Raw genomic sequence first — 25,896 nt, 5'->3', positions numbered from 1 at the left:
CAGCACCGCGGTGATAGCCCAGGAGGTGGCGCGGGTTAAACGCTGCCGCGCGATTTACGCGGAAAAAACGCCTGGCGGGCTTATCCTCAAACGCAACTTCAAAATAGAGTCCGGCGACAGGGTGCTGGTCGTGGACGATGTCATCACGACCGGCAACCTGACCAGCCGGGCGGTGGTGCTGGCCCAGCGTTACGGCGCGAAAGTTATCGGCGTGGCGGGTATTGTGGACCGTTCCACCGGTGATCTCGCGCTGACCGTGCCGGTGCGGGCGCTGCTGTCTTATCCGCTTCAGGTTTATCCTCCGCACAAATGCCCGCTGTGCGCCGATAATATTCCGCTGACGGTGCCGGGTTCTCCGATCAAGCCGGGCGAAGGCGCGGAGCCGGAGGAAGAATAGAGCTTTGCCGGGCGGCAGCGTCCGGCCAGGTGTCCCGCCGACGGGGCTGAACGCGCATGGCGCGGCGGCTGCGCCGGGTGGTATGTTGAAATTGCCAGGCGCAAACGTCGCGGTGAAAACGCGGTTGCTAATTGTTCCGGCCGGGAAAATTCAGCGTCAAGGTTGTTTTGTTGCGAGGATAACATGGAAAAAACCGCTAATCTGCCGGAACTTAAACTTAAAGCGCGCGAGGAACGCCGTATCGCGCACGGGCATTGCTGGGTATTTTCGAACGAGCTGGAGCCGTTCGACCGGAAAGCCGAGCCGGGCGGGTTGTGCCGCGTAATGTCCGCCGAAGGCCGTGACATGGGTACCGGGTATTTCAATCCGCACAGCCTGATAGCGGTGCGCCTGCTCACCGCGCCGGGCGTGGAGCTGGAGGACAATTTCATTCAGGCGCGCCTGCGCGCGGCCTACGATTACCGGTCGGACATGGGCTATCGCAAGTTCTGCCGTGTATGCTACGGCGAGGCGGACTGCCTGCCCGGGCTTATTGTTGACCGGTACGGCGATTATCTGGCGGTTAATATCCAGTCGGCGGGAATGGAACTGCACAAGCCGGAAATAACCGCCGCGCTGAAAAAGATTTTCAAGCCCGCCGGCCTTCACTTCAATAACGAAAGCCCGTTCCGGGAACTGGAGGGATTGTCCACCCTGCCGGCCGCGCCGGAAGGCGAATTTCCCGAAACAGCGGTTGTGGAGCAGGGCGACGTGGCATACGAAGTGCCGTTGATGTCCGGCCAGAAAAGCGGGTTCTATTATGACCAGCGCGACAACCGCGACGCGCTCGCTCCGTATTTTGAAGGGCGCGTCGTGCTTGATCTGTATTCTTATGCGGGCGGGTTCGGCATCAAGGCGGCAAAATGCGGCGCGGAAAAAGTGTTCGGGATAGATTCGTCGGCGCAGGCGGTTGAGTTCGCCTCCAAAAACGCCGAACGGAACGGAGTGGCCGACAGGGCGGTGTTTCACCGCGAGGACGCGGAACGCGCGCTGTCCGCTCTTAAAAAAGGCGAGCTTCCCGAAATGCCGGATTTCGTGGTGCTTGATCCGCCCAATCTCGTAAAGGGCCGCAAGAATTTCCCGCAGGCGCGCCAGCATTACATCATGCTCAACGCCGCCGCGTTTACCGGCCTGCCGGAGGACGGACTGCTGGCTACGTTCACCTGCTCGCATCACGTCAGCCGCGAAGCGTTCATGGATATCATAAACGTCGCCGCCGCGCGCAGCGGGCGGCGCGCCACGCTGCTGTGGACCGGGATGCAGGCGAAGGACCATCCTGTTCGGGTGGGCGTGCCGGAAACCGCGTATCTCAACGGCGCGCTGCTGCGGGTGCATTAATAATCTGCCGATACGGCGCAAAGCCCCCCGATAATTATTTATCGGGGGGCTGAATTTTTTTAGGCAGGAGCGCCGGTTCCGCGCAAATGCCGGCTCAGGATTTTTTCGGCCGCTGCACTTTAAGCCATTCGGCTTCTTTTGGCGGATTAAGAGTGTCTTCTATGATGTGAATTATCCGGTCGCGTTCGCACGGCTTGGCCACATAAGTGATCGCGCCGGCGGACAGGGCTTCCTCGATTTCGGTGATCTGTCCCGCGGAACTGAGCATTATGATCGGAATGTTTTTTGTCGCGGGGTTCGCTTTCAGCGCGCGGCAGGCGTCAATACCGTTCATTTCCGGCATGACTATATCGAGCAGGATTAAATCGGGCGAACTGACAAGAGTTTTGTCAACCGCGTCGCGCCCGTTGATGGCGGTATCGGTCCGATATCCGGCGGCCTTGAGGATTTCGGAAACGAGAGTCCTGATAATTTCGTCGTCATCTACAATCAGGATAGTTTTATTCATACTGTAAGTATAGCAAAAAGGTAATTTTTTCAACAGCGGATAGGTTAAACTTCCGTAAAAAGGCAGAAAAATGGATTGCCGCGGGTTAGGATCGAACTAACGACACATGGTTTTTCAGACCATTGCTCTACCACTGAGCTACCGCGGCAATCCAGCTGTTAAGCGTATATATTAAACAAATTTATGGCACGGATTACAAGAGCGCACGCCGGGGGCGTGCCGTCGCGCAAGCCGCCCGGCCAGCGACGTGCGGGCGCGCAGGCCAGGTTCAGAACAGGGCGCCGATTGCGATGCCGATAACAAGGTTGTCGCGCTGCAGCGCGGAAGCGGACATGGCGTCGCGCAGTCCGCCTGACAGCGTCCGGTAATAGGCAAGGTGCGGCCTTATGTATAGGCTTTCCTGCGGCCGGAAGGTGGCGGACCCGTCCAGCGCGATCATGTTAAACGCGCTCTGCCCGTATATACCGCCCGCGCCGCCGACATAATTCACGGCGTTGAATTTGCCGTTTGCCCAGCCTAGCGAGGAGGAAATTTTCCAGTCAAGCGATTGCGTCGTCCTGCCGTAACTCAGGCCGGCGTCGCCGTAATACGCGCCCGGCGCGTAAGTGCCCAGCACGGATATGTTCTGGCTCGTGAAAACGCTGACGGAACCGAGCGGACAGGACAGTTTGATATAGCCTTCGCCATAAGGCAAAGCGGCCGGATAGGCATACTGAACGTATCCGGGTGTTATGACCAGGCCCGCCCATTCCCGTTCATAGAAAAAATTCAAATCCGCCTCGCTGAATTTGTTGAAATTTGGCTGTTCCACGCTGTAATTGAACCAGATGTTCGCATTGAACCCGTAAGCGGCGATATTAACCGACGGCTGATAGGCTTCTTTTGCGGAAAGCGGTATTCCCCGCCAGACATACTTTGAAACCACATCCATTTCCGCGGAACAGGAAATGATTTTTTCCGCGGGCGCAACGGTGTCTGAACAGAATGCCGGCCCGGAGAAAACAATGAACGCGGCAATGACGGTTCTTAGCTGGTTTTTCATAATGATCAGTATTGTAAATTTTATCGGCGGCGGAGTAAAGGCGGTGTTTTTGCGTGCGCGCGATCCAGAGCCGCCGCATTTGGCGCGGCGGCGTTATTTTGCTAGACTGCTGTTGTGGCGCGCCTGATAAACGCCTGTTTCCGGATCAGGGTGTGAAGGCGCTGCCTGGCATCATGCGCAATATGAAGTTAAACTGAGCGGGTTAAAAGGAGAGTGTGATATGGGTCTTCTGTTGATAATAGTGATAGTTTTTGTTTTCATGTGCCTGCGCGTGCTTAACGAATATGAGCGCGCCGTGGTGCTTACGCTGGGGCGGTTCAGCGGAGTCAAGGGGCCGGGGCTCATTTTTGTGATTCCCGGCATTCAGCAGGTGTTCCGGATGAGCACCCGCGTGGTGGTGATGGACGTGCCGCCGCAGGATGTGATCACGCGCGACAACATATCCGTCCGCGTCAACGCCGTTATCTATTTCCGGGTGGTTGACCCGCAGGCGGCGGTTCTTAATGTGGAAAACTACATTTACGCCACCAGCCAGCTGGCGCAGACGACGCTGCGCAGTATCCTGGGCCAGGAAGAGCTCGACGATCTGCTTGCCAACCGCGACAAAATCAACAAGAGCCTCCAGCAGATTCTTGATCTGCATACCGAGCCGTGGGGCATTAAAGTGTCTAGCGTAGAGGTAAAGAATGTGGACCTGCCGCAGGAGATGCAGCGCGCGATCGCCCGTCAGGCCGAAGCCGAACGGGAAAGACGGGCCAAAGTAATTCACGCCGAAGGCGAACAGCAGGCGGCGCAGAAACTGGCTGAAGCCGCCATCATTCTGGGCCAGAACCCGGCGGCGATCCAGCTGCGGTATCTGCAGACCCTGTCTGAAATAGCGACCGAGAACAATTCAACTACGCTGTTCCCGATCCCCGTCAATCTGTTTGAAACGCTTAATAAACTGGGCGACAAGCTGGTGGAAAAGAAATAACCGCTGTTTTGCGGTCAAGCCCCGGCTCATTGCGAGCCGGGGCTTTTTGTTTATGGCGGCGGGTAAATTTGGGATAATGGAATATGGCCGGCCTGTATATCCACATTCCCTTCTGCGCGCGCAAATGCGCGTACTGCTCGTTCGTCTCGTTCGCTGACCGGCTGGACCAGGCCGGCGAATATCTCGCCGCTCTGGAGCGCGAAGCCGGGTTTTACGCGCCGGACGGCGCGCGTATCGCCCCGGACACTTTGTATGCTGGCGGCGGCACGCCGGGCCTGCTCAGCGCGGAGCGGATAGAAAAACTTTGCGCTGTTATCGCAGCGCATTTCAAGGCGCCGGGCGGATTTTCGGAAAGCACGTTCGAAGCCAACCCGGAAACTTTCACGGCGGAGAAAATCCGGGCGGTAAAAACCGGCGGGTTTAACCGGGTGAGCCTGGGCCTTCAGTCTTTCGACGACGCGGTTCTTAAATTCCTCGGCCGCGCGCATTCCGGCGCGGATTTCGAGCGCGTGTTTTCCGCGCTTCGCAAAAACGGATTCGACAATATCAACGCCGACCTGATCACCGGAGTCGCCCGGCGCGGCAAAACCGCTTTCCGCGCGGAGCTTAAAAGGCTTGCGGCTTTGAAACCGGAGCATATTTCGCTTTACGCGCTCAGCGTGGAGGAAGGCACGTTATTTCATGACAGCGGCGTCGCGCCGGACGACGAGCTCGCGCGCGCCGAGTATGATGCCGCCCGCGAACTGCTTGCCGCCGCGGGCTATGAGCATTACGAGATTTCAAATTTCGCGCTGCCGGGCCGCCAGTCCGCCCATAACATGAATTACTGGCGCGGAGGAGAATATATGGGATTGGGCTGTTCCGCCGCGTCTTATCTGCGCGGAGAGCGCACGGTCAATACCGCCGTGCTGGACGAATATCTGGGCGCGTTTTCAGGAGGTCATATTGCGGTGCGCGGGAGCATCTGTCCGTCGCGCGCGGTTTCTCCGGCTGTGCGGTTTCACGAGCGGCTGGCGGGCAAAGCCGCGCTCGGCGAGCGTATCATACTGGGATTGCGGATGTTATGCGGCATAACCGTCACGCCCGAAATGGAAGACGCTTTTGCCCGGCAGTTTGAGGAACTGGAGGCGTCCGGCCTGCTTGAGCGGACCGGCCATGCCGTCCGGCTTTCTTCTGAAGGGCTTTATCTTTCCAACAGCGTCTTCCGGGAGTTCGTGGAGCCGTTTTAACCTTGGCCGGTGGTGCGGTAATGGCGAGTGAAGCCGCGGGCCGCTTAGCCAAGAATGATGTCTTCTTTTTCCTGATCGCGGTTGTTGATCAGTATGACGATAATGCCCGGAGAAACCCGCCCGATATACATGCACAGGATCAGCGTCCATTTCGAAGCGCAGGAAAGCAGCGGCGTTATTCCCATGGACAGGCCTACCGTGCCGATCGCAGAAAAAACCTCGAAAACAATTTTTTTCAGCGGGAAGGTCTCAAGGTGCGCAAGCAGCATTACGGAACACGCCGCCACGCCCAGAAACACTGCGGCGATAACCAGCGCTTTTCGCACGGTTTTGCCGATGACAATCTCGCCGGCGAGCCGCACCGCTTCATACGGTTTCCGGAATAATTTTTTATAGGCTGCGGCGCACAGCACGCCGGCACCCGTTGTCTTGATTCCGCCCGCCGTGGATGCGGGCGAACCGCCAACAAGCATGTACAGCGCAAACAGCCCCGCCGCCAGGGCGCTTATTCCGGCTAGATCAACGGTGGCGAATCCGCAGGTGCGGGTCGTGATTGAAAGAAACAGCGCGGAAAGGAATTTTTCCTTCAGGCTGAAACCTTCCATGAATCCCGGCCCGGCCAGCGCGAAAAAAGCGGCTGTTCCGGCTATTATCATAAAGGCGCTGATCCCCACAACCGCCTTGAAGTGCGCGGGGATTTCATCAAAGCGTCCGCGCAGGGCTTTTGCTAGCGAGCCGGGCGCATTAAACAGAACCGGCATGCCCAGCCCGCCCAGCGTTATCAGGCAGCAGAAGCAGAGCATTACAGCGGTGTCGGCGCGGAACCGGAACAGGCTGTCGGAGTAAAGCCCGAACCCGGCGTTGCAAAACGCGGAAACGCTGTGGTAAAGCGCGAAATAGCCGCGCATGAGCGGGTCTGAAATTTCGTTGCGCCAGCCGTGATAGAGCAGCCACGCTCCTATCGCTTCGATGGCCAGCGTGGCGGCGATGATTTTAAACAGCACCCGGCCCGCGCTGTGCTGGTCCTCGTCCAGAATGACCATGATTTTTTTAGCGTTGTCGCCGTAAATGCCCGCGCCGCTGAAAAACGCCATGAACGCCGTGAACGTGATAACGCCCAGCCCGCCTATCTGAAACAGCAGCAGCGTGACAATCTGCCCGAACAGCGAGAAGGTCGTGCCGGTGTCAACGGTGCCAAGGCCTGTTACGCAAACCGCGCTGGCGGCGGTGAAGAACGCGTCAGTCCAGCTTATATGCTGGCCGGGATTGACTGATTTCGGAAATTTTAAAAATACCGCGCCCAGCGCGATAAGCGACGCGAAACTTGTCCCCACCATAAACACCGGCTGCATGCGCAGCCGGGCAAGCAGCCGGTGGAAGGCCGCCGAGCCGATAAACGCGGCGATGATGAAATATAACTGCACGAATGCCAGCGAGATCGAGGACAGCGGCACCTGGCCATAATGCTGCTCAAGGTATTTGTATTCCGGCGACATGCTGATCCCGATCCCCGCCGCCAGCTGGAACAGCATCAGCAGCACCAGGGTAAACTGGAGCCAGTGCTTGCGCAGGTAACGGATCGGATGCTGCACGAGCAGCAATTTCAGCAGCTGCAGAAAACAGAATACATAGGCGGCGGTGAATTCATACTGGTGCGCACGGGCGTACCAGTTGTCCGGCATGCCGAACCCGTATTCATAAACAAGCGCCGCCGTGGCTATGGTTCCTATCGCAAACATCAGCGACTGGATGACACGGTATAACGCCGGTAAAATTCGCTGTGGCATATCAGCGCCCGTCAGGACTTGAGGGCGAAGCTTAACAGGTCGGCCTTTTTCTCGAGCATGGTCTCGCGCAGGCCGTCAAACGCCGCGGGCAGGAACACCTCGGAACTGGACTGCAGGTACGGCATCTTTATTTCGAACCGCACATGTCCGTTGTCTATGCCGCTGATCCGCACCATCGCTTTGCCGCTCCAGCCGGCCGACCACTCCTCCAGCGATTCCTGTATTTCGGAAACGGGATAGTCGTGCGCCACCCGTATGCAGCCGGCCCAGGTGATGATGTCGCCGTTGGGCGTAAGGCGCGTGCGGCCCTTTAGAATCTGGCTGTTCGGCAGCTGGTGGATTTCGCCGCTGGCAAACCGCAGCGACGTGAAAAACACGCCCGTGCGCATGATCGCGGCTTCCTGCTGGTCAATGATGAGCACCGCGCCTTTGTGATGCGATTTTGAAAAAGCGATCAGGAACCCGGCCGCCGCGTTTTTCAGCACCGGCACGAAGCCGAACGAAACGGACAGGCCCAGAAAAGCCAGCACCACCATCCCCACGTTGCTGCCCCGGCCGGGCAACAGCAGGATAATAAGCGTTATGGCGAAAAGCACTATCGCGGCCTTGGCCAGATACTCGAATATGTCTATATGCTCGATTTTGATGAACGAGGTCGGCTGCACCCGGCCGAGCTCGATTTCATCGAACAGCTTGTCAACCGTGTTGACAAGCGCGAGCGCGCCGCCCACTATGAACGCGGCTGCCAGAATGCGCCAGGCCACCAGCACCAGCTTGTGCGTGAAAGCCGACCAGACGCTTTTCGTGAACCAGTACATGCTCAGCGCGTAACTGCGGGTGACCGGGAAATAGTAGAACGTGACCGCCAGGAAGATATAGACCGTCACCAGAATGACGGCGCAAATGCCCGTGATCAGCGCTATTTTAAGCGAGATCCGCAGCCGGTGCGGCGAAATAAGCTCGAACTGCCCGATTTTTATGCCTTCCTCTATCCGGTAAATGACATGCAGCAGCGCTCTGTATAAAAGCCGCAGGCCCACCAGCAGTGCCACCATCAGCAGCGGATATACGAACGAAACGAAAAACTTGGTCAGCAGGGAAACGCTTATGTCGCGTTTTTTCAGGAGCTCGAATTCCCGGCGTATTTTTTCGGTGATTTCGCCGGCCTGCGCGCGGGTGGCTTCTATGTCCAGGCCGGTCATCTCCGGAGTCAGTATGGCGATCGTGGCGGTGCCGGCCATTATGTAAAACGCTCCTGCTCGTTCCTCCAGCCGGATCTCGTCCGGCCCGGTGACGGTGTCGGCCAGCAGGGTTTTTATGCGGGTGTTGGCCAGATCCGCGCTTTCCTCCACAGTGATATAGCGAGTGGTGCCCTGCACCATTTCGAAAATAGCCACTTCGCCTATGCGTACCGCTTTTGACGGCGCGTCCGGCGCGGCGAAAGCAAATGGGGCCTGCGCGCAGAAACCCGCCAGCAACGCGGCGAGCGCCGCTCCGGTTTTCCAGATCCGCCAATTCATGCCGCTAAACATTTCAGGCTCCCCGGCGCATTGCGCCGATACTCCGATTATTGGTTTTATTCTACAAAAAATTTCATGCGCTTTCGGGTTCGTTCGCGGCTTTTTCGATGGAGTCAAGCCGCGCCTGGATTTTTGACGCGAGCGACCGCGCGTATTTAAGCCCGTCATACGACAGATTCAGCTCGAACAGTACCCGGCGGATTCGTTTCAGACGCGTTTCTTCTCTCGCGCCGGATTCTATCGAGGTCAGCCGGAATACCCGGTTGATGTCGCGCGCCAGCCGCTCGATATCCGCAACGGTCACGGCCGCCGATCCGCCGGCGCGCGTCAGCGCGCGGGTGCGGCCGGAGGTTTTGGACAGTTCGTAGCAGGTCACCGCCACCGCCTGCCCCAGATTCATGGACGGCTGGCCCGGATAAGTGGGTATATTGAGCAGCGCGTGGGAAAATGCGATATGCTCGTTGGTCAGGCCGGTTTTTTCGGAGCCGAACAGAACGGCTGTCTTGAATATGCCGGGCCGCGCGCGTTTTTCAATGAATTCCGCGGCGGTATCAAGCAGTACCACGTCCCGGTCCGGCATTCTGCGCTGGCCGGCGGTGGTGGCGAGTACGAGATGGCAGTCCGCCACGGCTTCTTCCACGGTTTTATGAAGCCGCGCGTTTTTTATTATTTCTTCCGCGCCCACGGCCGAGACGACCGCATCCCACGTCGGTTCGTACGGATCCACCAGTGCCAGTTCGGACAACCCGAAATTAGCCATCGCCCGCGCCGCGGCGCCCACGTTAAGCGAATTGCGTGGCCGCACAAGCACTGTTTTTATGGAGATAGCCGGGTTCATTTTCTGAATTTGTCAAAGGGCCTGTGTTTGCCGGGCGCGGCTCGCTCGTCCTGCTCATTGCGGCGTTTGGTTTTGCCGGGCCTGCTGTCCGATTCGCGGATCAGTTCGCGCATTGATTTTTTCGGCTCGCGCGCGGTGTCGTCAGGGTGTCGCGCGGGCTGCGCGGACGGATTTTTTGATCCGCGCCTGTCACCCTTGCCGCCCGAAAACGGTTTATCGTGCGCGGCCCGGCCGGAATGGCCGGCTGGCGGGCTGCGGCGCGGACCGGACTGCCGCGCGTCCGGCGCTGCGGCGGGCGCGCGCCGGGTTGCGTCATATCGCGTAGCGCGGGCGCAACGCTGTCCGCCGCGCCGGTCAGGCCGGGCGGTTGGCGAGCAATTGCGGGGCCGGTTATGTCCGGCATTGCCGCGGCAGCTGTTGTCATGGGGCCGGGCGGTGCCGTCGCGCACGGCTTTTTCCTGTTTCCGCTCCTGTTGCTTGCGGAGCAGAAATTTCTGGCCGGGCGCGGCGGAAATAAGCTCGCTTGCGTCGTTCATGCGTTTTGCCAGCCGCAAGGCCTGAATGACAAGCGGTTTGTTCTCCGGCTTGAAAAACTGCAGCAGCGCGCGCTGGAGTTTTTTGCCGCGTTCCGTTTTTTCCACAAAAACTTCGCGGCTGGTGAAGGGGTCCATTCCGGTGTGATAAATCGCGGTGGCATAGTCCATCGGCGACGGAATGAAATCGTTGACCTGGCGCGGGTGGTAGCCGTTGCGTTTGAGATACAGCGCCAGATCTATCATGCCGCTCAGCCCGCAGCCGGGGTGCGCGGCGATGAAATACGGCACGAGAAACTGGTCTTTCCCGGCGGCCGAGCTGGCTTCGCTGAAAATCCGGTCGAACTGTTCCCACGTTTCGACCGGCGGTTTCTGCATATACCGGAGCACGTCGGGGCAGATGTGTTCCGGCGCGACGCTTAACTGTCCGCCGGTGTGCCTGCATGCGAGCCGTTTGATGTATTCGGGGTTGAGAATCGCCAGATCCATGCGGATGCCGGAATTAATGAGTATTTTTTTGATGCCGTTTATTTTAGCGGCTTCGTCAAGCAGGTGGAACAGTTTCGTGTGCGAGGTGTCCAGATTGGGGCAGACCCCGGGATACAGACAGGAGGTTCTGCGGCAGCGTTTGCGCGCGGCGGGGTTTTTGCAGTTGAGGCCGTACATGTTGGCGGTCGGCGCGCCCAGATCGGAAATGATGCCGTGAAACCCCGGCCGTGCGGCCAGAAGCTTCAGCTCCGCGATGATTGATTTTTCACTGCGGGTCTGGATAATCCGCCCCTGATGCAGCGTAAGCGAGCAGAACCCGCACCCGCCGAAACAGCCGCGGTGGATGGTGACGGAATCCCGTATCATCTCGAACGCCGGCACGGGTGCCCGGTAAACCGGGTGCGGAGCGCGGCTGTAGGGCAGCGAATAAGTGGCGTCCATTTCCGCTTCCGTAAGCGGCAGCGCCGGCGGATTGATGACCACCGCGCGTTTGTCGTGATACTGCACCAGCGGCTGCGCGCTGAGCGGGTTGGTGTTCTCCAGAATGAGTTTTGTGGCCAGGTTGAACGCTTTGAAGTCGGTTTTCACGCTTTCGAAAGACGGCAGCGCTGCGGCTGTTGCCAGATCGGGCGCTTCGTTGGCTCCGAGCGCGAAAGCGGTGCCGCGCAGATCCCTTATTGTTTTGACATCCTGTCCGGCGTTCAGCCGCATGGCAATTTCGCGCACGGGATATTCTCCCATTCCGTATACCAGGATATCGGCTTTCGAGTCGAGCAGGATGGAGCGTTTTACCGTATCGCTCCAGAAATCGTAATGCGCCGCGCGGCGCAGCGACGCTTCCACCCCGCCCAGCACCACCGGCACTCCGGGGTACGCCTGCCGCGCCAGCTGGGAATAAACGATCGAAGCGCGGTCCGGCCGCAGGCCCGCCTGTCCGCCCGGAGAATACTGGTCGTCGGAGCGCGGTTTTTTCGCGGCGGTGTAATGGTTGATCATCGAGTCCACATTGCCGGCGCTGATTCCGAAAAACAGGCGCGGCCGCCCGAACCGCCGGAAATCATCCGGCCCGGCCCAGCGCGGCTGCGGCAGGATGGCTACCCGCAGGCCCAGATCCTCAAGGTTGCGGCCTATCACGGCGGCGGCGAAGCTGGGATGGTCAACATAGGCGTCGCCGGAAACCAGCACTACGTCAACATAATCCCAGCCGAGCTGTTTTATTTCTTCCTGAGTTACGGGCAGAAAAGCCAGAGTCATAAGTGTCCTGTTGTCAGTGTCCGCCGAATCCGCGAGATCCGAACCGGAAGGTTTTAATGTTCATCGCCGGGCTGGCGCGGATGCCGAACAACGCCAGCACCGGTTTTGCCAGACCGTAAAATGCCGCAATAATTATTGCCGTGCCCGCCACTATCAGGAAAAACAGGCCGGCCGCAACAGCCAGCGCCAGGCCGGCCGCGCCTCCGAGCACGGCGGACACAAGGCCGCGTTTCGGCGCGGAGCCGCAAGAATACACGCGCGGCTCTTCCGCTCCCTCGGCAAAGTCCGGCCGCATGCCGGGTTCGAGTATTTCGGGCTCTATCGCTTCGTCCGGGCCCGGCTGACGGGCCGGGCCGGACGGAATAATGCGCAGGGCATGTTCATCCATATATAAAATGATATCAAAATATCCCGCCTGTTTGGCGGAACCGGGCGCTTTGCATTATAAGGCCATTAAGTTCTAAAATATCATAAACAAGTGCCTGCCGGGTTAACCGGCGGCATAAAAAACAGCGAGAGATTATTATGCTTCCCAAAACCTATGAACCGCAGCCTGTTGAGGAAAAGTTGGCCGCACTGTGGCAGAAAGACCGGCTTTTTGTTTCCCATATTCCGCAGGACAGCAGCAAAAAATCTTTCGTCATAGTCATTCCGCCGCCCAACATAACCGGCGCGCTGCACATGGGCCACGCGCTCAACGACACTTTGCAGGACGCGCTTGTGCGCGCGAACCGGATGTTCGGGTCGGAGGCGTTCTGGGTGCCCGGCACCGACCACGGCGGCATAGCCACCCAGACGGTGATGGAAAAAAAGATTTCCAGGGAGCGCAAGTTAAAGCGCACCGATCTGGGCCGGGAAAAATTCATCGAGCAGTTGTGGTGCTGGTATGAGGAATGCGGCGGCACCATACTGGGCCAGCTTAACAAGCTGGGCTGCGCGCTTGATCTGGGCAAGGATAACGTGCGTTTCACTATGGATGGAACGCGCGGGCGGGCCGTTTTCGAAAGTTTCCGCAGGTTGTGGGAAAAGAAATATATCTACCGCGGCGAGCGCATGATCAACTGGTGCGTGCGGTGCGGGACCGCGCTGTCCGACATAGAGGTGGAACACGAACAGCAGAACTCCAAGCTCTGGCATATCCGCTATCCGTTCGCGGAGGGCGACGGGGAGATAATAGTCGCCACAACCCGGCCTGAAACGATGCTGGGCGATACGGCTGTCGCGGTCAACCCCGGCGACGAACGCTATGCCGCGCTGATCGGGAAAAAACTGCGGCTGCCGCTGACCGGCCGGCTGATCCCGGTGGTAGGCGATGACGAGGTGGACATGCAGTTCGGAACGGGCGCCGTTAAAGTGACTCCCGCGCACGACCCGGTGGATTTCGAGATAGGCAAACGTCACAATCTAGAAGTGATCAAGGTGATTGATTATGACGGGTGCATGATCGGCTGCTGTGCCCCGTATCTGGGTCTGGAGCGGGGCAAGTGCCGTCACCGGATTATTGCCGACCTGACCGAAGCGGGCTTTTTCGTCCAGGAGGAACACCACGGCCACGGGGTAGGCACCTGTTACCGCTGTCACCAGCCCATTGAACCGATGGTGAGCGAGCAGTGGTTCGTGCATATGAAGGAACTGGCGGAGCCGGCGATCCGGGCGGCGGTGTCGGACCGGGTGCAAATCCACCCGGCGGCCTGGAAAAAACCGTTTGTTGACTGGCTGCGCAATATCGAGGACTGGTGTATTTCCCGCCAGATCTGGTGGGGTCACCGCATACCGGTGTGGTATTGCAAAACCTGTTCGCACGGAGGGCTGGTTTATAACGCCGCGGGCGAATTGTCGCGGGTGTCGTTCGCGCACGGCGCGCAGCCGATCGTGTCATATGACAGGCCGGAAAAGTGCCCCTGCTGCGGCGGCCAGGACCTTCTACAGGATCCGGATGTGCTGGACACCTGGTTTTCATCCGCGCTGTGGCCGTTTTCGGTGTTTGGCTGGCCGGAGAAAACCCCGGAACTGGATTTTTATTACCCGACTTCGGTGCTGGTAACCGGCTACGAGATCATTTATCTGTGGGTGGCGCGGATGCTGATGATGGGGCTGGAATTCATGGGCGACGTGCCGTTTAAGGACGTGTACATTCATGGCATAGTGCGCGACAAGCACGGCAAGAAAATGTCGAAATCAATCGGCAACGTGGTTGATCCGCTGGATCTTATCGCCAAATACGGAACGGACGCGGTGCGGTTTTCCCTGCTTGCGCAGGCCTTCCCCGGCAAGGATATCCCGTTCGGGGAGGAGTCCATCACCGGCGCGCGCAACTTCTGCAACAAAATATACAACGCCCAGCGGTTCGTGATGATGCATTTGCCGGAAACTCCGCGCGAGCTGAAACTGCCGGGGAAATTTTCCAGCCTGAGCGACCGCTGGATCGTGGACCGCTACATGACTGCCGTGCGCGACGCGCGCGCCGACATAGAGAATTTCGATCTCGCCAGCGCGGCGGTTGACCTGTATCATTTTCTGTGGGGCGCGTACTGCGACTGGTATGTCGAGCTTGCCAAACCGCGCCTGCAAAACGAGTCGGAGAAGGAAGAAGCGCTTGCGGTGCTTGTGTATGTGCTTTACGGCACGCTCAAGGCGCTGCATCCGTTCATGCCCTACATAACCGAAGAGCTTGCGGCGGCGCTGCGCCCGTATACCGACTCGAAAGCGCGCTATCTGCTGGAGGAGCGGTATCCCGCCGTGCGGCAGGACTGGTTCGATGAAACCGCCGCCACGGAAATGGAGCTCATCATGGGCGCCACCACTTCGCTGCGGACGGTGCGCTCGCATTTCAACGTGCCGCCGGGCCTGAAGCTGCGCGTCATCATGTCGGCTAAAACCAGCGGCACGCTGCTGACCGTGCGGCAGAACGCGGATTATATCGCCCTGCTGGCGCGGCTCGACGGGTTCGATATCGGGCTTGACGTGGAAAAACCGCGCCAGTCGGCCACGGCGGTGTTCAAGGACCTTTCCATCTATATTCCGCTCGAGGGAATCATAGATATGGGCAAGGAGCGCGAGCGTCTGGTCAAGGAAATGGAGAAGCTGGAAACAGAAGTCGAGTTGTGCAGGACCCGGCTGGAAAACGAAAATTTCGTGAAAAAGGCTCCGGCCGATCAGGTCGCGTCCATGCGGCTGCGGCTGGCCGAAGCCGAACACAAGGCCGGACAGGTGAAAACGGCGATGGCTGATCTTGCCGGTTAGGAGCGCGGCGCAACTGCCATGAAAAAACTTCTCATCGCAACGGAAAACGAGCATAAGGCGCGGGAACTGGCGGCGCTGATGCCGGAGCTTGGGCTGGAGTATCTCACGCTGCGTGATTTCCCCGGGTTTCAGATGCCGCCGGAAGACGGGCTGACGCTCGCTGAAAACGCCGTCATCAAAGCCCGCGCCGCCGCCATGAACTGCCGGCTGTGGGCGCTGGCAGACGATACGGGGCTGGAGGTGGACGCGCTCGGCGGCGCGCCCGGTGTTTTCAGCGCGCGGTTCGCTGGGCCGGAACGGGACTATGCCGCCAACAACAGCAAACTGCTCCAGCTTATGGCGCACGCAAAAAAACGCACCGCGCGGTTCCGGTGCGTGATGGCGCTGGCTTCGCCGGACGGAACTGTCATCACGGAGGCGGGCGTGCTTGAAGGCGTTATAACGGCCGCGCCGCGCGGAACGAACGGGTTCGGATATGATCCGCTTTTCGCGCCGGACGGGTATGCCAGCACTCTGGCGGAAATGCCTGCTCCAGAAAAAAACAGGCTGAGCCACCGCTTCAACGCGGTGCGGCTGATGGCTAAACATCTCAAGATTTACGCGGACGGAGCCCGCAATTGCGCGCAGTGACTGTCTGGCGCGCTGTAATTTAAACGGCCCCCGGTGCAGCTCGCAGCGGGGGCCGAAGAATGTGAAAAAGAGTTACAGGTAGGGAATACTTACCCGGGTCGGTTCAGGTTTTGGCTTCCACGCGAATTCCGTGCGCTGCAGTTCGAACGCGATGCTGATGAGCACCTTGGCTATGCAGGTAACCGGCATGGCGAAAATAACGCCCCAGATGCCGAACATCTCCGCGCCCGACATGATCGCGAAAATGATGATGGCCGGATGGACTTTGACCGCCCGCTCCAGAATAAGAGGCTGAAGAAACCAGTCGTCAATGAACCGGAGCGCCACAAAAAACAGCAATACTTTCAGCACCATGATCAGTGAACCGAACTGCAGAAACGCCGCTATCGCGCCCAGCAGTCCGCCCACCACCGGCCCCACATACGGCACCAGACAGCTGACCCCCATTATAATGGCTATCGGGACGGCGTAATTGATTTCCATGAAGAACAGGCCGGCGAGCGCGAGCACGAACAGGATCATCGCTTCCAGCATTATGCCGCGCAGGTAGTTTCCGAGCGATTCGTCAATTTCATTGGTGATATGCGCCACTATTTCCACATATTTTGCCGGGATGAGGTTTTTGAGCGCGTCAATCATGAACGGCCCGTCAAGCAGAAAGAAAAACGCGATCAGCGGAACCAGCAGCAGCGTGGTCAGCATCGGCACAAGGCTGATGAAAAAGCCCGGCAGCCGTTCCAGCAGGACTGAAATTTTAGCGAACAGGGTTTTCCAGTCGCCGAACTGGCGCAGGATCGGGGTGGACCGGTAAATCTTCTCCTGCAGCTCTATGATCAGCTGCTGCATTTTGGCCATGTATTCCGGCCAGGAATTGGCGATTATCGCCGCCTGGGCGTTTATGAACGGCACCAGCACCGCCATTGCGACAATGCACAGCAGCCCGAAAAACAGGTAGATCCCGCTTACGGCGTAAACCCGCTTGATTCCCCGTGATTCGAAAAACTCCACCACCGGATTAAGCAGATAAGCCACCGCAATGCTTATGACAAACGGAAATGCCGCGCCGCGCACCGAGATCAGCAGAACAAGAAGCCCCAGGACTGTTATGCCCGGGATAATGAGTTCGGTGCGTTTCCAGATTTTTTTCTGGAAATATACTGGCCTGTCCGTGCTCATTTTATCTGTTCCAGGTTTTGCGCTTCGATTTGGGCGCGCAGGCGCGCCGACAGTGTCTGCGCCAGATAATGCGTGATCACCACGCCGATGCGCGGATGCGAATAAAGCAGCGAATCCAGCTTGCTTTTAAACAGCATGTAAACGCGGGTGTTTTCGTCGGCCACGGCGCTGCCGGTTCTGGGCATTTCCTCAAGCAGCGCCATTTCGCCGAACAGCTCGCCCTGCTCCACGCACGCGATTTTTTCCGTGCCGCCGCCCGGTATGCTGCGGTAAATGTTTATGCGCCCGCTGATCACAATGAACAGCGCGCGCCCGATATCGCTTTCCTCGAAAAGCGTTTCGCCTTTCAGATAGGTGTGTTCCTGCAGTGTGCGCAGGAGATAGGTGAAGTCGCTGTAATGGAGATTTTTGAAAATGGGCAGTTTCGTGAGAAAGGCGCGTTTGGCGCGCTGTTCGTCGTCAAGAAACATGCTGTACGCGAAATTGGAATTCATTGGCGGACACCTCCCGGTATTGCCGCGCGTCAGGCGCGCTTGAGGCCGGTGATAAATCCCAGCGCGAATCTGGCCAGGTTAAGCCAGCCGGTTTTCGCGCCGTGCGTGATGGCGTTGACCGCGTCAAACATTTCTTTTGTGCTTTCCACGCGCGCTTCCACTGATTTTGCCAGCCCCGCATAAGCTGCGGCGGTTTCGTCAATCCGGTCAATTGACTGCTCCAGCCGCTGTGTGGCCGCCGCAACGGATTTTGCCGCCAGTTCCACCGCTTTCGCGGTTTCCCGCAGCTGAAGCGTAAGGTTAATGAAAAAAACGGCCGCGGTGACCATCGCTCCGACCACTATTACAGACAGAACCGAGATTAATATATCCATATTACGCCTCCATTGAGTACAATATTAAACCAGTTTCTGGCAATTTGAGCAATAGAGCGGCTGGCGGTCCGGCTGATAAATTGGGATAATGAACCGATGCCGCGCGGTTATTCATTTTCCGGTTTAAAGCCAGTGGCGGACTATCTGCCGGGATACGCGGGTCCGCCGGTGGTGTGGGCCTGGCTGATTTTTTATCTGTCTTCGGTGCCGGGCCTGAAAACGCCGCTGGAATGGGACTATGCGTTGCGCAAAACCGCGCACGCGTTTGAATATGCGGTGTTGTGCGTTCTGCTGGCGCGCGCCGGAGCGGGAGCGCGCCTGTCGGTCCGCAGGCGCGCGGCCTGCGCGCTTTGTCTGGCGGTTCTTTACGCCGTGACGGACGAATATCACCAGAGCTTTGTGCCGGGCCGGTTCTGCAGTTCGGCGGATGTCGCTGTTGACGCGGCGGGCGCGCTCGCCGGGCTGTATCTTTATATCCGGCACCGGTCAGGAGTTGCCAAATGGAAAAAATGAAAGAAAAATCCGCCATGGAAATGGCCGCCGGGCAGGAGGAAGCGGAGCGGATACGGCTTCAATACCTCCGGTCTCGCCGCAAGGTGTTCGGGCTGCTGGTTCTTGGTTCCGTGCTGGGGTATGGAATTTTTCTGGCGCTGCTGCCGTTCGGGCTGATCCCCGCAAAATTCGTGATGCCGCTGCTTGCGCTTTTCACGGCCGAGCTTGTGATTTTGTGGACTGTCATGAAAATACTTGACCGGCGAGACTCCGCGTCCGGCTGGCCGCCGCCATCACGCTGACTGGTTTTTATGCGGCAGGCCCCCGCAATTGCGGGGGCCTGCCCTGTTAATAGCGTGTCCGGATCAGTATTTTTTGGGAAGCCGGAAAAAGTACAGCGTGGAACCCAGTCTGTCCAGCGCTACGGTGTCTATCACGGCAGTTTTGTCGTCAAACTGCAGCGGGTAATAAAGGTCGTTCGCTGTTGAGTCGTACGCCATTACCAGCAGGCAGTAACCCCAGTTTTCCGGATTGCCGCGCAAATCCGTCCGGGGCACTTCAAACGAAAGCGAGCCGTTTTTTTGCCGGACCGGATAACTGCGGAGAAAAAGGGCCTTGTCGGGCGTGGCCTGGTAAAATCTGGCGCCGCCGCCGTACACGCTGAAGGCGAATTCCCAGGCGTCTTCCGGGGACGTTCTGAGCCCGCCGCGGCCGTCGAGCAGTTCGGTAAGCCCGGAGCGCGCGCGATGGTTCTGATCTATATACAGATCCGCCAGAAAAAGGTTTTTGAAATCCGCGCCGGACTCGGATTTAACCGTAAAGGTGATCGTGCTGTCAGTCCATTCGGCCTGTAACGAAGCGACGCTGAACGCCTCGGCGGAAAGATTTTTCATTTTCGCAAGCGTTTCCGGCAGTTTCAGCTGCTCCGCCGGATTGTCAATTTTCAGCCAGCCGGGCCCGCTTTTCATGGAGGCGGACTGCGGCGCGGCGGCTGACAGGTCGGCCGAGGCCGCATCGGAAGCCGAAAGCGGCTGCGACAAAGTGGGCGGTATCGGCCTGTTCATTTTGCGGTAGATGCTTTTGAGCCGCGTTTTGAAAGTTTCCTCGGCCGCGTTTCCCGTTTCGGGCACGGTGCTGCCAAGCACCAGCAGGTTCGAGGATGACTGGATTTCATCGAATTCCCGCTGCAGCGCGGCGGCTGCGCGGGTATTGCTCCCGGAATTTATGAAAATTCCGTAATTGCGCCGGGCTTCGTCGAGGCTTCTGAGCGCGCCCTGCTGGCGCGCCGAACCTGCCCAGAGCGCGTAGTCGCCGGTCCACGGCTGGTATGAGGAAGATTCCGGGTCAAGCGAGGCTTTGTAAATGTCGCCGGCCAGCGCCTGCGAGACGGTCTGCCAGTTCGGCGTGGCTGTGGATTCGCGGATTAGCGAAAGCAGCGTCTGCCGGGGGTCCGGCTCGTCACCGCCGCGCGGCAGCGTTTCATCTATTACGGCGAACACGAAGTCCGTTTCCCGGCCGCCCAGCAGCTCGGCGAACGCGGCCGTGCTGGCGATTCGCGAGAACGATACCACGCTGATATCATCGTCGCCGTACACGGTGTTGCCGCCCGCCCCGTTCGGGCCGGCGGCGAGCCACTTCATGCTGTAGGCTTTGGTGAGCGAGATCATTTCCGGCGTTATGCCGCCGGCCTGTGGCACCCAGCCCAGCGGTTCGCTGACGAATTTCTTTTCAAACAGGTTCCGCTCCTTGAAAATGCAGGACGCAAGTTCGTCAAGCCGGGTGGACCAGAGCTTCTTGTCCGTTTTTCCGGGCCAGACGACTTCAGCGCTCTGGGGCGAAAAAAGCAGCGGCAGAGGCGGATCTCCGACTATGCGAAGGGCGGTTTCCGCCCGCCCGTCCGTTTCCAGCTGCTGAAGACGCGGTTTCACCTGCTCCGTTACGTTTTCCGGCGCGATTGCCACGGTGAATTTGAAATCCGGATTCGCGCCGGTTTCCGAAAGCACCGGCAGGATGTCGGAGCCGGGTTCAGGTATCCACAACAGGGCTACTCCCTGCTGGGCCGCGCACGGGCCGCACAGCAAACCCGCCGCGCAGGCGGCCGCGAGAAAAAATCTTTTCATTTTACCTCCAGTACGGAAACAGTTCTGCCATTGAAAGTTTCGCTTAAGGGATTTTCGCTGTCGGTTTTGAGTTCGCCGTCCACTTCCAGCAGGTAGCGGTAGCGTCCGGCCGGGAGCGGCAGCGTCAGTTGCCAGCCGCTGCCCGCGATTTTTTCGAAAGACGCGAATTCCGGTTTCCAGTGGTTGAAATCCGCCGCCAGCCGTACCGAGCGGGCGCGGGTCGTGCGGTATTTCAGGCTGACCAGTTTTACATTCGGTTTCTTTTTAGGGCGATAACGCGCGGTATGCGCCGGCGGCGCGGTCATATCAAGCTGTTCGGAACGGGTCAGGCCGGAACTCCAGCGCGCGAGAAACGTGAAATAATCGGTGAATGAATCCACAAAAAAAGTCGAAGGAACCGCCAGCAGTGCTGCGAAAATGGCGATCAGCGCAGTATAGAAAGTGGCGCGGCGGGTATGCATAAGGCTAGCCTTCCGGTCCGTTTTCGCCCAGCGCGGGGCGCGCCCGGAATTTCGCGCCCAGCTGCCCGGCCGTTGCTTCGAGCAGCCGCATGTCAACAGCGGGATCTTCCACCGCCGTCACCACCGTTTCCGGTATTTTTGCGGCGCACAGGCGGATGAATTCCAGCACGGATCCGAAGCCTTCCGCCTCGTATTTTTTCAGCGGCCGCACGAGCTGTTTCCATTGGCCCGGATCAGCCGAATTGAGGCTTATGCTTATGCAATCGAGCACTTCCGCCAGATCGGACGTGATGTCGCGCCCGTTCACCAGATTGCCCAGCCCCACCGTGTTAAGCCGCAGCTTCAGGCCCAGCGCTTTGGCGGCCCGGCCTACCGCGAGCAGGGTTTCCAGCCGCATCGTGGATTCTCCGTACCCGCAGAAAACCGCCTCGCGCGCCGGCGCGCGTTTCAATTCCGCGTCAAGCGCGCTGATGATTTCTTCGGCTGGCGGCGGTGCGCCGAGCGCCAGGTTATGGCCCATGAACTGCATGTCCCATTTCCGTTTTATGCAGAAAACGCAGGAATTGGGACACTCGTTCGTGATATTGAAATAGACCGCGTCCTTGAACCGGTATACGCATTCGGATGACTTATTCATATTATTATTCTATCATTTACTGAGCCGCAAACAAGCGCGCCCCCGCAATGCCGCCGCAAGGAGAAAAATGAAAATACTGCTGGCGCCGAACGCCTATAAAGGATCATTCGGCGCGGCTTCGGCCGCTAAACTTTTCGCTGAAATCGCCGGAACCGAATTCGGACTGGAGACCGAGCAGATGCCCGTTGCGGACGGGGGCGACGGGTTCGCCGAGTCGCTTTCTTTCCGTCTGCGCGGCAGAACGGTTAAATTGCGCGTTACCGGCCCGTTCGGCGACAGGACGGCTTCTTCCTATATGTTCGCGCGCAAAAGCGGCGTCGCGCTCATTGAAATGGCGCGGGCGAGCGGGCTGGCGCTGGTGCGAAAGCGGCCGCTGCGTCCCATGACCGCGACTTCGCGGGGAACCGGAGAGCTGATCGCGCACGCGCTGGAGAAAGGCGCGCGGAAAGTATATATCGGGCTGGGCGGAAGCGCCACCAACGACGCGGGGCTGGGCATGGCGGCCGCGCTCGGCGCGCGTTTTCTCGATTGCGCGGGGCGGGAACTCCCGCCCGGTATCGGGCCGGCCGCGCGGCTGCGCAAGATAGATCTGTCCGGGTTTGATACGCTTGTGCGGTAAGCGAAATTTTTTGCCGTGACCGACGTGCGCAATCCGCTGCTGGGTAAACAGGGCTCCGCTCCCGTGTACGGGCCGCAAAAAGGAGCGACTCCGGCGCAGGTGCTGGAAATGGAGCGCGCGCTCAAACATGTCGCTTTTGTGGTAAAGCGTGATCTGGGCGCCGATATCGGCGCGGTGCCCGGCGGCGGCGCGGCGGGCGGGCTGGCGGCGGGGCTGATGGCGTTTTGCGGAGCGGAAATCGCGCCGGGCGCGGAATTCGTGCTGGAACTGCTGGATGCGGAGCGGCGCGTTAAAGCGGCCGATATCGTGGTTACCGGAGAGGGATTTCTCGACCAGCAGACTTTTTTCGGAAAGGCGCCCTGCGCCGTGGCGGAACTGGCGCGCAGGCACAGCAGGCCGGTGCTGTTCGTCGCGGGCGGGCGCGATAATCTGCCCCGCAAGACGCTTGCCCGGCATGGAATAACCTGCGCCGTCAGCGCGGTTGATGACGCCGGCGCGACTGCGGCACAGGCCATGAAAAAACCCGCCGTTTATCTGGGGCGGGCTTTTTCAATAGGATTGAAACGCATCCTTAAAGGTTTTTAGAAAAAAACGCGGACAGGCGCTGTTTGTATTCCTCGCCGCCCACTTCCGCGCATTTGCCGTGGGCCGCGCCCTGCACCACCCACATTTCTTTCGGATGCCGTGCATTGCTGAACAGGCGTTCCACTTCCTTGACCGGCATGATCGCGTCGTGGCTGCCGGCTATGAAGAAAATGGGGCGCGGGCTGATTTTCGCAATGTGGTACAGCGGGCTGAACGGTTCGGGGTCAACGTCGAGCCGCAGGCGTATCAGCATCAGGCCGAGCTGCACGACCGGGAAATAGGGCGTTTTCTTGTTGACCCAGGCGTAGCGCGCCACTATGCTGTTAAAAGATTCGAATGCCGCTTCCGCCGCCACGCATTTTATTTCGGGCCGGTTAGCGGTTTCATAGAGCGCGACGGCGCCGCCCATGGAAAGCCCGTATACGCCGATATTGCGCGACTCTTCCTCTTTGTTGCGCTTTAAAAATTCGAACGCCGCGTCGAAATCGCGCAATTCCAGATAGCCGATGGACGAGGTCGTGCCACCGCTGTCGCCCGCGCCGCGGAAATCAAAATACAGCAGGTTGAAGCCGAACCGGCGCAGAAAATGCGTGGAGGCCAGAATTTCTCCGCGGTTCTGGCCGCGGCCCGGCAGGACGATGATCGTTTTGCCCGAGTTTTCCGGCGCGGGTATGAACCAGCCGGACAGTTTTATGCCGTCGGCTGTGCGGAAGGTGACGTTTTCATGCACCAGATGCAGCTGGTCGGGGAATACCGTGACCGGTTTGCGCAGGTTCCGGGGATGGATCACCGTGGAACTTACGGCGTAAGCGGACCAGGCGATAAGCAGCGCGAGCAGAAACGCCGTCAAGACGATTATCCAGATATCAACCATGTCTTTTTATATCATTTTACCGGCCGCGCGTTCAACGATCGTCGTCGGAGAACCGGGAGGCGTGCGGGCAGGGCAAGCCCTTCCGCGGCCCGGTATGCGGACGGCTCCGGCTGAAATGTTTTTGCGTCAGAATGAAGCGGGTGATGCGAAGATCCGGTAATCCAGCCCGGAAAACACCGGATTGCGGCGTTCGGCGTCGGCCAGATATTCCTCGTCAATATTGTTGTCGCTGAGCATATTCGCCAGTTTGAACATCCGCTCGCAGTGCTTGTTTATGCGGGTTTCGGCGTAAGAACTGTGCGACTGCACATACAGCAGGAATGCCCAGTCGGACGACTGCGCCAGCAGCAGCTCCCGCGCCGCCTGATTGAGCGCGCGCTGCTGCAAAATGGTTGTTTCCTGATGCTGGAACCGGTTTGCCAGTTCTATCATGCGTTCCGCCGCGGCGTTGAGGCGCGGATAGATCCAGTCGTTCTTTTCGTTTATCCACGGCTCGAAATAGCCGCCTTCGCCCCACGACGAGGCCTCCGGCTCGGTTTCCGTGCTGTCGTGCATCAGGTTAAGCCCTTCGGACGCAGTTATGACCTGTATCGGCAGCCTTTCTGACCGGATATAGCGGAGCACGTTTTCCAGAAACGCCGGGCCTTCCAGCCACCAGTGCCCGAACAGCTCGGCGTCGTAGGTGCCGGTTATGACCGGCCGGATATTAAGCTCCGCGTTGATTTTTTCCACCTGTTTTATCCGCTTGTCGAGAAAATCGCGCGCGTGTTCTCTGGCCTTGTTCTGTGCGGCTTCGGGGTCGTATGCTTCTTTGCTGGCGAGCTGCACGCTGCCGGTTATTTTATGGTATTTTATTCCCAGGCTGCGGCGCACCCCGTCCTCATGCAGGTACGGTTTTATGTATTCGTAATCGGCGTCAAACCCCAGATCGCGGTAAAATTCGCGGTATTCCGGCGCGCCGGAATAGCCGTATTTCGAGCTCCACACTCCGCGCGCCGATTCCGCGTCCCGCGCGTAGGCGAACAGGCCGCCTTTCATAAGCACGGGCGTAAACACGCCGCTGCGGGGGCGCGGATTGGCGAAATCTATAGCGTGTTTTTCAAGAAAAACGTATTTGATGCCGGACAGCTGAAGCGCGGAAACGATCGCCGGCGTGAACGCGCATTCCGGCAGCCACAGCCCTTTGGGGCGCGTGCCGAACCGGCGCTGGTAGTCGTTCACCGCGGCCAGCACCTGCGCGCGCACGGCTTCCGGGTGGATCATGATCGGCAGAACCGCGTGCGTGGCGGTGGTGGTTATGACTTCGATATGGCCTTTTTCCTGAAGCAGTTTGAAGGCGTTGAGAAGATTGCCGTCGAACCGGTCAAGCGTCTTGCGCGACTGCTCGAACATGGCGCGGTACATCAGCGCGGTTTTTTCCGCGGCGGAGCCGCGCGGTATCCGCGTGAGTTCCAGCTTCAGCAATTCCAGCCGCCGGTCAATGTAACGGCGGCAGCGGTCGTTCATGCCGGGATCTTCGACCAGCGCGCATAAAGTGGGGGAAAGGGAAATCGTAAGCGCGGCGCGGATATACTCGCCCGCCAGCCGTTCGATCATGGTGATCAGCGGGATATAGCATTCGGTTACGGCTTCAAAGAACCAGTCTTCTTCAAGAAACTGCTGGGCTTCGCTGTGCCGGATATAAGGCAGATGCGCGTGCAGCACAATGGCCAGCGAGCCTTTTGCGCTCATAGATGCTCCGGGCGGATGGCTTCCATGCTTGACGGCATGCACAGCATCCGCTCGCCGCTTGACGGCACATAATCTTCCGGCGCGCCTGCCGGAAAACCCGACGGTATCAGAATCGTGTTTGAATTAAGGTGGGTATGATGCCCGCCGCCGGGACTGTTGATTTCCAGCATGGCGTAATACTGGCGGCCCCGCTGGGGCGGCTCGATATACATTTTCAGCGTGTCCCACGGGCGCGCATATTCCGCCGCCGGTGAATTCGCGCCTGCGAAAAAAAGCCTTATCTTGACCGCCGGATCCAGTTTGCCGGCCCGGAACAGCGCGGAACGCGCCGCCGTCCATTCCCAGTAAACGAACATGGACTGCGGCCCGCGCGGCAGGATAATCAGCCTGTCCCGCGCCGAGCCGAGGCTTTCGTTCCAGTAAGTTTTCGCGTCCGTCATAAAACAGTCCCCTGAACACAGCTTCCGACGACGTATACATTATCCCCTAAATCGCTCTCCTTTGTCAACTTTA

Annotated in this window: 24 protein-coding genes, 1 tRNA gene and 1 pseudogene; 9 read left to right on the top strand and 17 right to left on the bottom strand. The window is 58.8% G+C overall.

Features of this window, described 5'->3' with window-relative positions:
• The coding region (locus PHW69_01000) for a hypothetical protein (protein MDD4003763.1) at window positions 1-397 on the top strand (397 nt) is incomplete at its 5' end.
• Window positions 398-580: 183 nt separating this feature from the next.
• Window positions 581-1,774 (top strand): class I SAM-dependent rRNA methyltransferase, encoded by a 1,194-nt coding sequence (locus PHW69_00995; GenBank protein ID MDD4003762.1) that lies wholly within the window; start codon window positions 581-583, stop codon window positions 1,772-1,774.
• A gap of 94 nt (window positions 1,775-1,868) precedes the next feature.
• Here PHW69_00995 and PHW69_00990 read toward each other — a convergent pair whose 3' ends face one another.
• The 3 genes from PHW69_00990 to PHW69_00980 all read right to left on the bottom strand — a co-directional run bounded on the left by PHW69_00990 (window position 1,869) and on the right by PHW69_00980 (window position 3,324).
• Complete coding sequence (locus PHW69_00990) at window positions 1,869-2,282, bottom strand: response regulator (protein ID MDD4003761.1); 414 nt, start codon at window positions 2,280-2,282, stop codon at window positions 1,869-1,871.
• Window positions 2,283-2,358: 76 nt separating this feature from the next.
• A tRNA-Phe gene (locus PHW69_00985) sits at window positions 2,359-2,430 on the bottom strand.
• 120 nt (window positions 2,431-2,550) lie between these two features.
• Window positions 2,551-3,324: a hypothetical protein gene (locus tag PHW69_00980; GenBank protein ID MDD4003760.1), complete on the bottom strand. Its 774-nt coding sequence runs from the start codon at window positions 3,322-3,324 to the stop codon at window positions 2,551-2,553.
• A 220-nt stretch (window positions 3,325-3,544) separates the two neighbouring features.
• On the opposite strand from PHW69_00980, the gene PHW69_00975 reads away from it, so the two are divergent.
• Together PHW69_00975 and hemW are read left to right on the top strand one after the other, a co-directional pair.
• Window positions 3,545-4,297 carry a slipin family protein gene (locus PHW69_00975; GenBank protein ID MDD4003759.1) on the top strand — a complete coding sequence of 251 codons (753 nt, stop codon included), beginning with the start codon at window positions 3,545-3,547 and terminating at the stop codon, window positions 4,295-4,297.
• Window positions 4,298-4,380: 83 nt separating this feature from the next.
• Window positions 4,381-5,526 carry a radical SAM family heme chaperone HemW gene (hemW, locus tag PHW69_00970; protein ID MDD4003758.1) on the top strand — a complete coding sequence of 382 codons (1,146 nt, stop codon included), beginning with the start codon at window positions 4,381-4,383 and terminating at the stop codon, window positions 5,524-5,526.
• Window positions 5,527-5,570: 44 nt separating this feature from the next.
• On the opposite strand, the gene PHW69_00965 is transcribed toward hemW, so the two are convergent.
• The 5 genes from PHW69_00965 to PHW69_00945 all read right to left on the bottom strand — a co-directional run bounded on the left by PHW69_00965 (window position 5,571) and on the right by PHW69_00945 (window position 12,335).
• A complete protein-coding gene (locus tag PHW69_00965; GenBank protein MDD4003757.1) occupies window positions 5,571-7,313 on the bottom strand; it encodes a potassium transporter TrkG in 1,743 nt (580 codons plus the stop codon).
• A gap of 11 nt (window positions 7,314-7,324) precedes the next feature.
• Window positions 7,325-8,833: a mechanosensitive ion channel gene (locus PHW69_00960; protein MDD4003756.1), complete on the bottom strand. Its 1,509-nt coding sequence runs from the start codon at window positions 8,831-8,833 to the stop codon at window positions 7,325-7,327.
• Window positions 8,834-8,906: 73 nt separating this feature from the next.
• Window positions 8,907-9,671 carry an RNA methyltransferase gene (locus PHW69_00955; protein MDD4003755.1) on the bottom strand — a complete coding sequence of 255 codons (765 nt, stop codon included), beginning with the start codon at window positions 9,669-9,671 and terminating at the stop codon, window positions 8,907-8,909.
• A complete protein-coding gene (locus PHW69_00950; protein ID MDD4003754.1) occupies window positions 9,668-11,947 on the bottom strand; it encodes a YgiQ family radical SAM protein in 2,280 nt (759 codons plus the stop codon). The genes PHW69_00955 and PHW69_00950 overlap by 4 nt, the downstream gene beginning before the upstream one ends.
• 13 nt (window positions 11,948-11,960) lie before the next feature.
• Window positions 11,961-12,335 (bottom strand): hypothetical protein, encoded by a 375-nt coding sequence (locus tag PHW69_00945; protein MDD4003753.1) that lies wholly within the window; start codon window positions 12,333-12,335, stop codon window positions 11,961-11,963.
• 137 nt (window positions 12,336-12,472) lie between these two features.
• Here PHW69_00945 and PHW69_00940 point away from each other — a divergent pair, with 137 nt between their 5' ends.
• Complete coding sequence (locus PHW69_00940; protein ID MDD4003752.1) at window positions 12,473-15,190, top strand: valine--tRNA ligase; 2,718 nt, start codon at window positions 12,473-12,475, stop codon at window positions 15,188-15,190.
• Between the two features lie 18 nt (window positions 15,191-15,208).
• Window positions 15,209-15,820: an RdgB/HAM1 family non-canonical purine NTP pyrophosphatase gene (gene rdgB / locus PHW69_00935; GenBank protein ID MDD4003751.1), complete on the top strand. Its 612-nt coding sequence runs from the start codon at window positions 15,209-15,211 to the stop codon at window positions 15,818-15,820.
• A 72-nt stretch (window positions 15,821-15,892) separates the two neighbouring features.
• Here the strand turns inward: rdgB and PHW69_00930 are convergent, their stop codons facing one another.
• Genes PHW69_00930 through PHW69_00920 form a run of 3 tightly spaced genes read right to left on the bottom strand, consistent with a single transcriptional unit; the run spans window position 15,893 to window position 17,864 of the window.
• Window positions 15,893-16,996: an AI-2E family transporter gene (locus tag PHW69_00930; GenBank protein MDD4003750.1), complete on the bottom strand. Its 1,104-nt coding sequence runs from the start codon at window positions 16,994-16,996 to the stop codon at window positions 15,893-15,895.
• Window positions 16,993-17,490, bottom strand: a complete 498-nt coding sequence (locus PHW69_00925) for a cyclic nucleotide-binding domain-containing protein (protein MDD4003749.1) — start codon at window positions 17,488-17,490, stop codon at window positions 16,993-16,995. Before PHW69_00925 ends, PHW69_00930 begins: the two co-directional genes overlap by 4 nt.
• A gap of 29 nt (window positions 17,491-17,519) precedes the next feature.
• Complete coding sequence (locus PHW69_00920; GenBank protein ID MDD4003748.1) at window positions 17,520-17,864, bottom strand: hypothetical protein; 345 nt, start codon at window positions 17,862-17,864, stop codon at window positions 17,520-17,522.
• A gap of 132 nt (window positions 17,865-17,996) precedes the next feature.
• Here PHW69_00920 and PHW69_00915 point away from each other — a divergent pair, with 132 nt between their 5' ends.
• Both PHW69_00915 and PHW69_00910 read left to right on the top strand, forming a co-directional pair.
• Window positions 17,997-18,377 carry a VanZ family protein gene (locus PHW69_00915; protein MDD4003747.1) on the top strand — a complete coding sequence of 127 codons (381 nt, stop codon included), beginning with the start codon at window positions 17,997-17,999 and terminating at the stop codon, window positions 18,375-18,377.
• Window positions 18,365-18,658: a hypothetical protein gene (locus tag PHW69_00910; protein MDD4003746.1), complete on the top strand. Its 294-nt coding sequence runs from the start codon at window positions 18,365-18,367 to the stop codon at window positions 18,656-18,658. The genes PHW69_00915 and PHW69_00910 overlap by 13 nt, the downstream gene beginning before the upstream one ends.
• A gap of 63 nt (window positions 18,659-18,721) precedes the next feature.
• Here the strand turns inward: PHW69_00910 and PHW69_00905 are convergent, their stop codons facing one another.
• Genes PHW69_00905 through PHW69_00895 form a run of 3 tightly spaced genes read right to left on the bottom strand, consistent with a single transcriptional unit; the run spans window position 18,722 to window position 21,574 of the window.
• Window positions 18,722-20,476: a hypothetical protein gene (locus PHW69_00905; GenBank protein ID MDD4003745.1), complete on the bottom strand. Its 1,755-nt coding sequence runs from the start codon at window positions 20,474-20,476 to the stop codon at window positions 18,722-18,724.
• Window positions 20,473-20,937, bottom strand: a complete 465-nt coding sequence (locus PHW69_00900) for a hypothetical protein (GenBank protein ID MDD4003744.1) — start codon at window positions 20,935-20,937, stop codon at window positions 20,473-20,475. Before PHW69_00900 ends, PHW69_00905 begins: the two co-directional genes overlap by 4 nt.
• A 4-nt stretch (window positions 20,938-20,941) precedes the next feature.
• Window positions 20,942-21,574 (bottom strand): TatD family nuclease-associated radical SAM protein, encoded by a 633-nt coding sequence (locus PHW69_00895; protein ID MDD4003743.1) that lies wholly within the window; start codon window positions 21,572-21,574, stop codon window positions 20,942-20,944.
• Window positions 21,575-21,641: 67 nt separating this feature from the next.
• On the opposite strand from PHW69_00895, the pseudogene PHW69_00890 reads away from it, so the two are divergent.
• Window positions 21,642-22,778: pseudogene (locus PHW69_00890) on the top strand (glycerate kinase).
• On the opposite strand, the gene PHW69_00885 reads toward PHW69_00890, so the two are convergent.
• The 3 genes from PHW69_00885 to PHW69_00875 form a co-directional block, all read right to left on the bottom strand.
• Entirely contained in the window at window positions 22,765-23,652 is an 888-nt protein-coding gene (locus PHW69_00885; GenBank protein MDD4003742.1) for an alpha/beta hydrolase, read from the bottom strand. The pseudogene PHW69_00890 and the gene PHW69_00885 sit on opposite strands and share 14 nt — an antisense overlap.
• Window positions 23,653-23,778: 126 nt before the next feature.
• Entirely contained in the window at window positions 23,779-25,383 is a 1,605-nt protein-coding gene (locus PHW69_00880) for a DUF1957 domain-containing protein (protein ID MDD4003741.1), read from the bottom strand.
• Window positions 25,380-25,823, bottom strand: coding sequence for a DUF4912 domain-containing protein (locus PHW69_00875; GenBank protein ID MDD4003740.1), 444 nt, complete (start codon window positions 25,821-25,823; stop codon window positions 25,380-25,382). The genes PHW69_00880 and PHW69_00875 overlap by 4 nt, the downstream gene beginning before the upstream one ends.
• Between the last annotated feature and the right edge of the window lie 73 nt (window positions 25,824-25,896).

The organism is Elusimicrobiaceae bacterium (assembly GCA_028700325.1).
Classification (GTDB): domain Bacteria; phylum Elusimicrobiota; class Elusimicrobia; order Elusimicrobiales; family Elusimicrobiaceae; genus JAQVSV01.
Note: the sequence above shows the minus strand (reverse complement) of the source record. Positions and strands in the feature narration are given on the sequence as shown.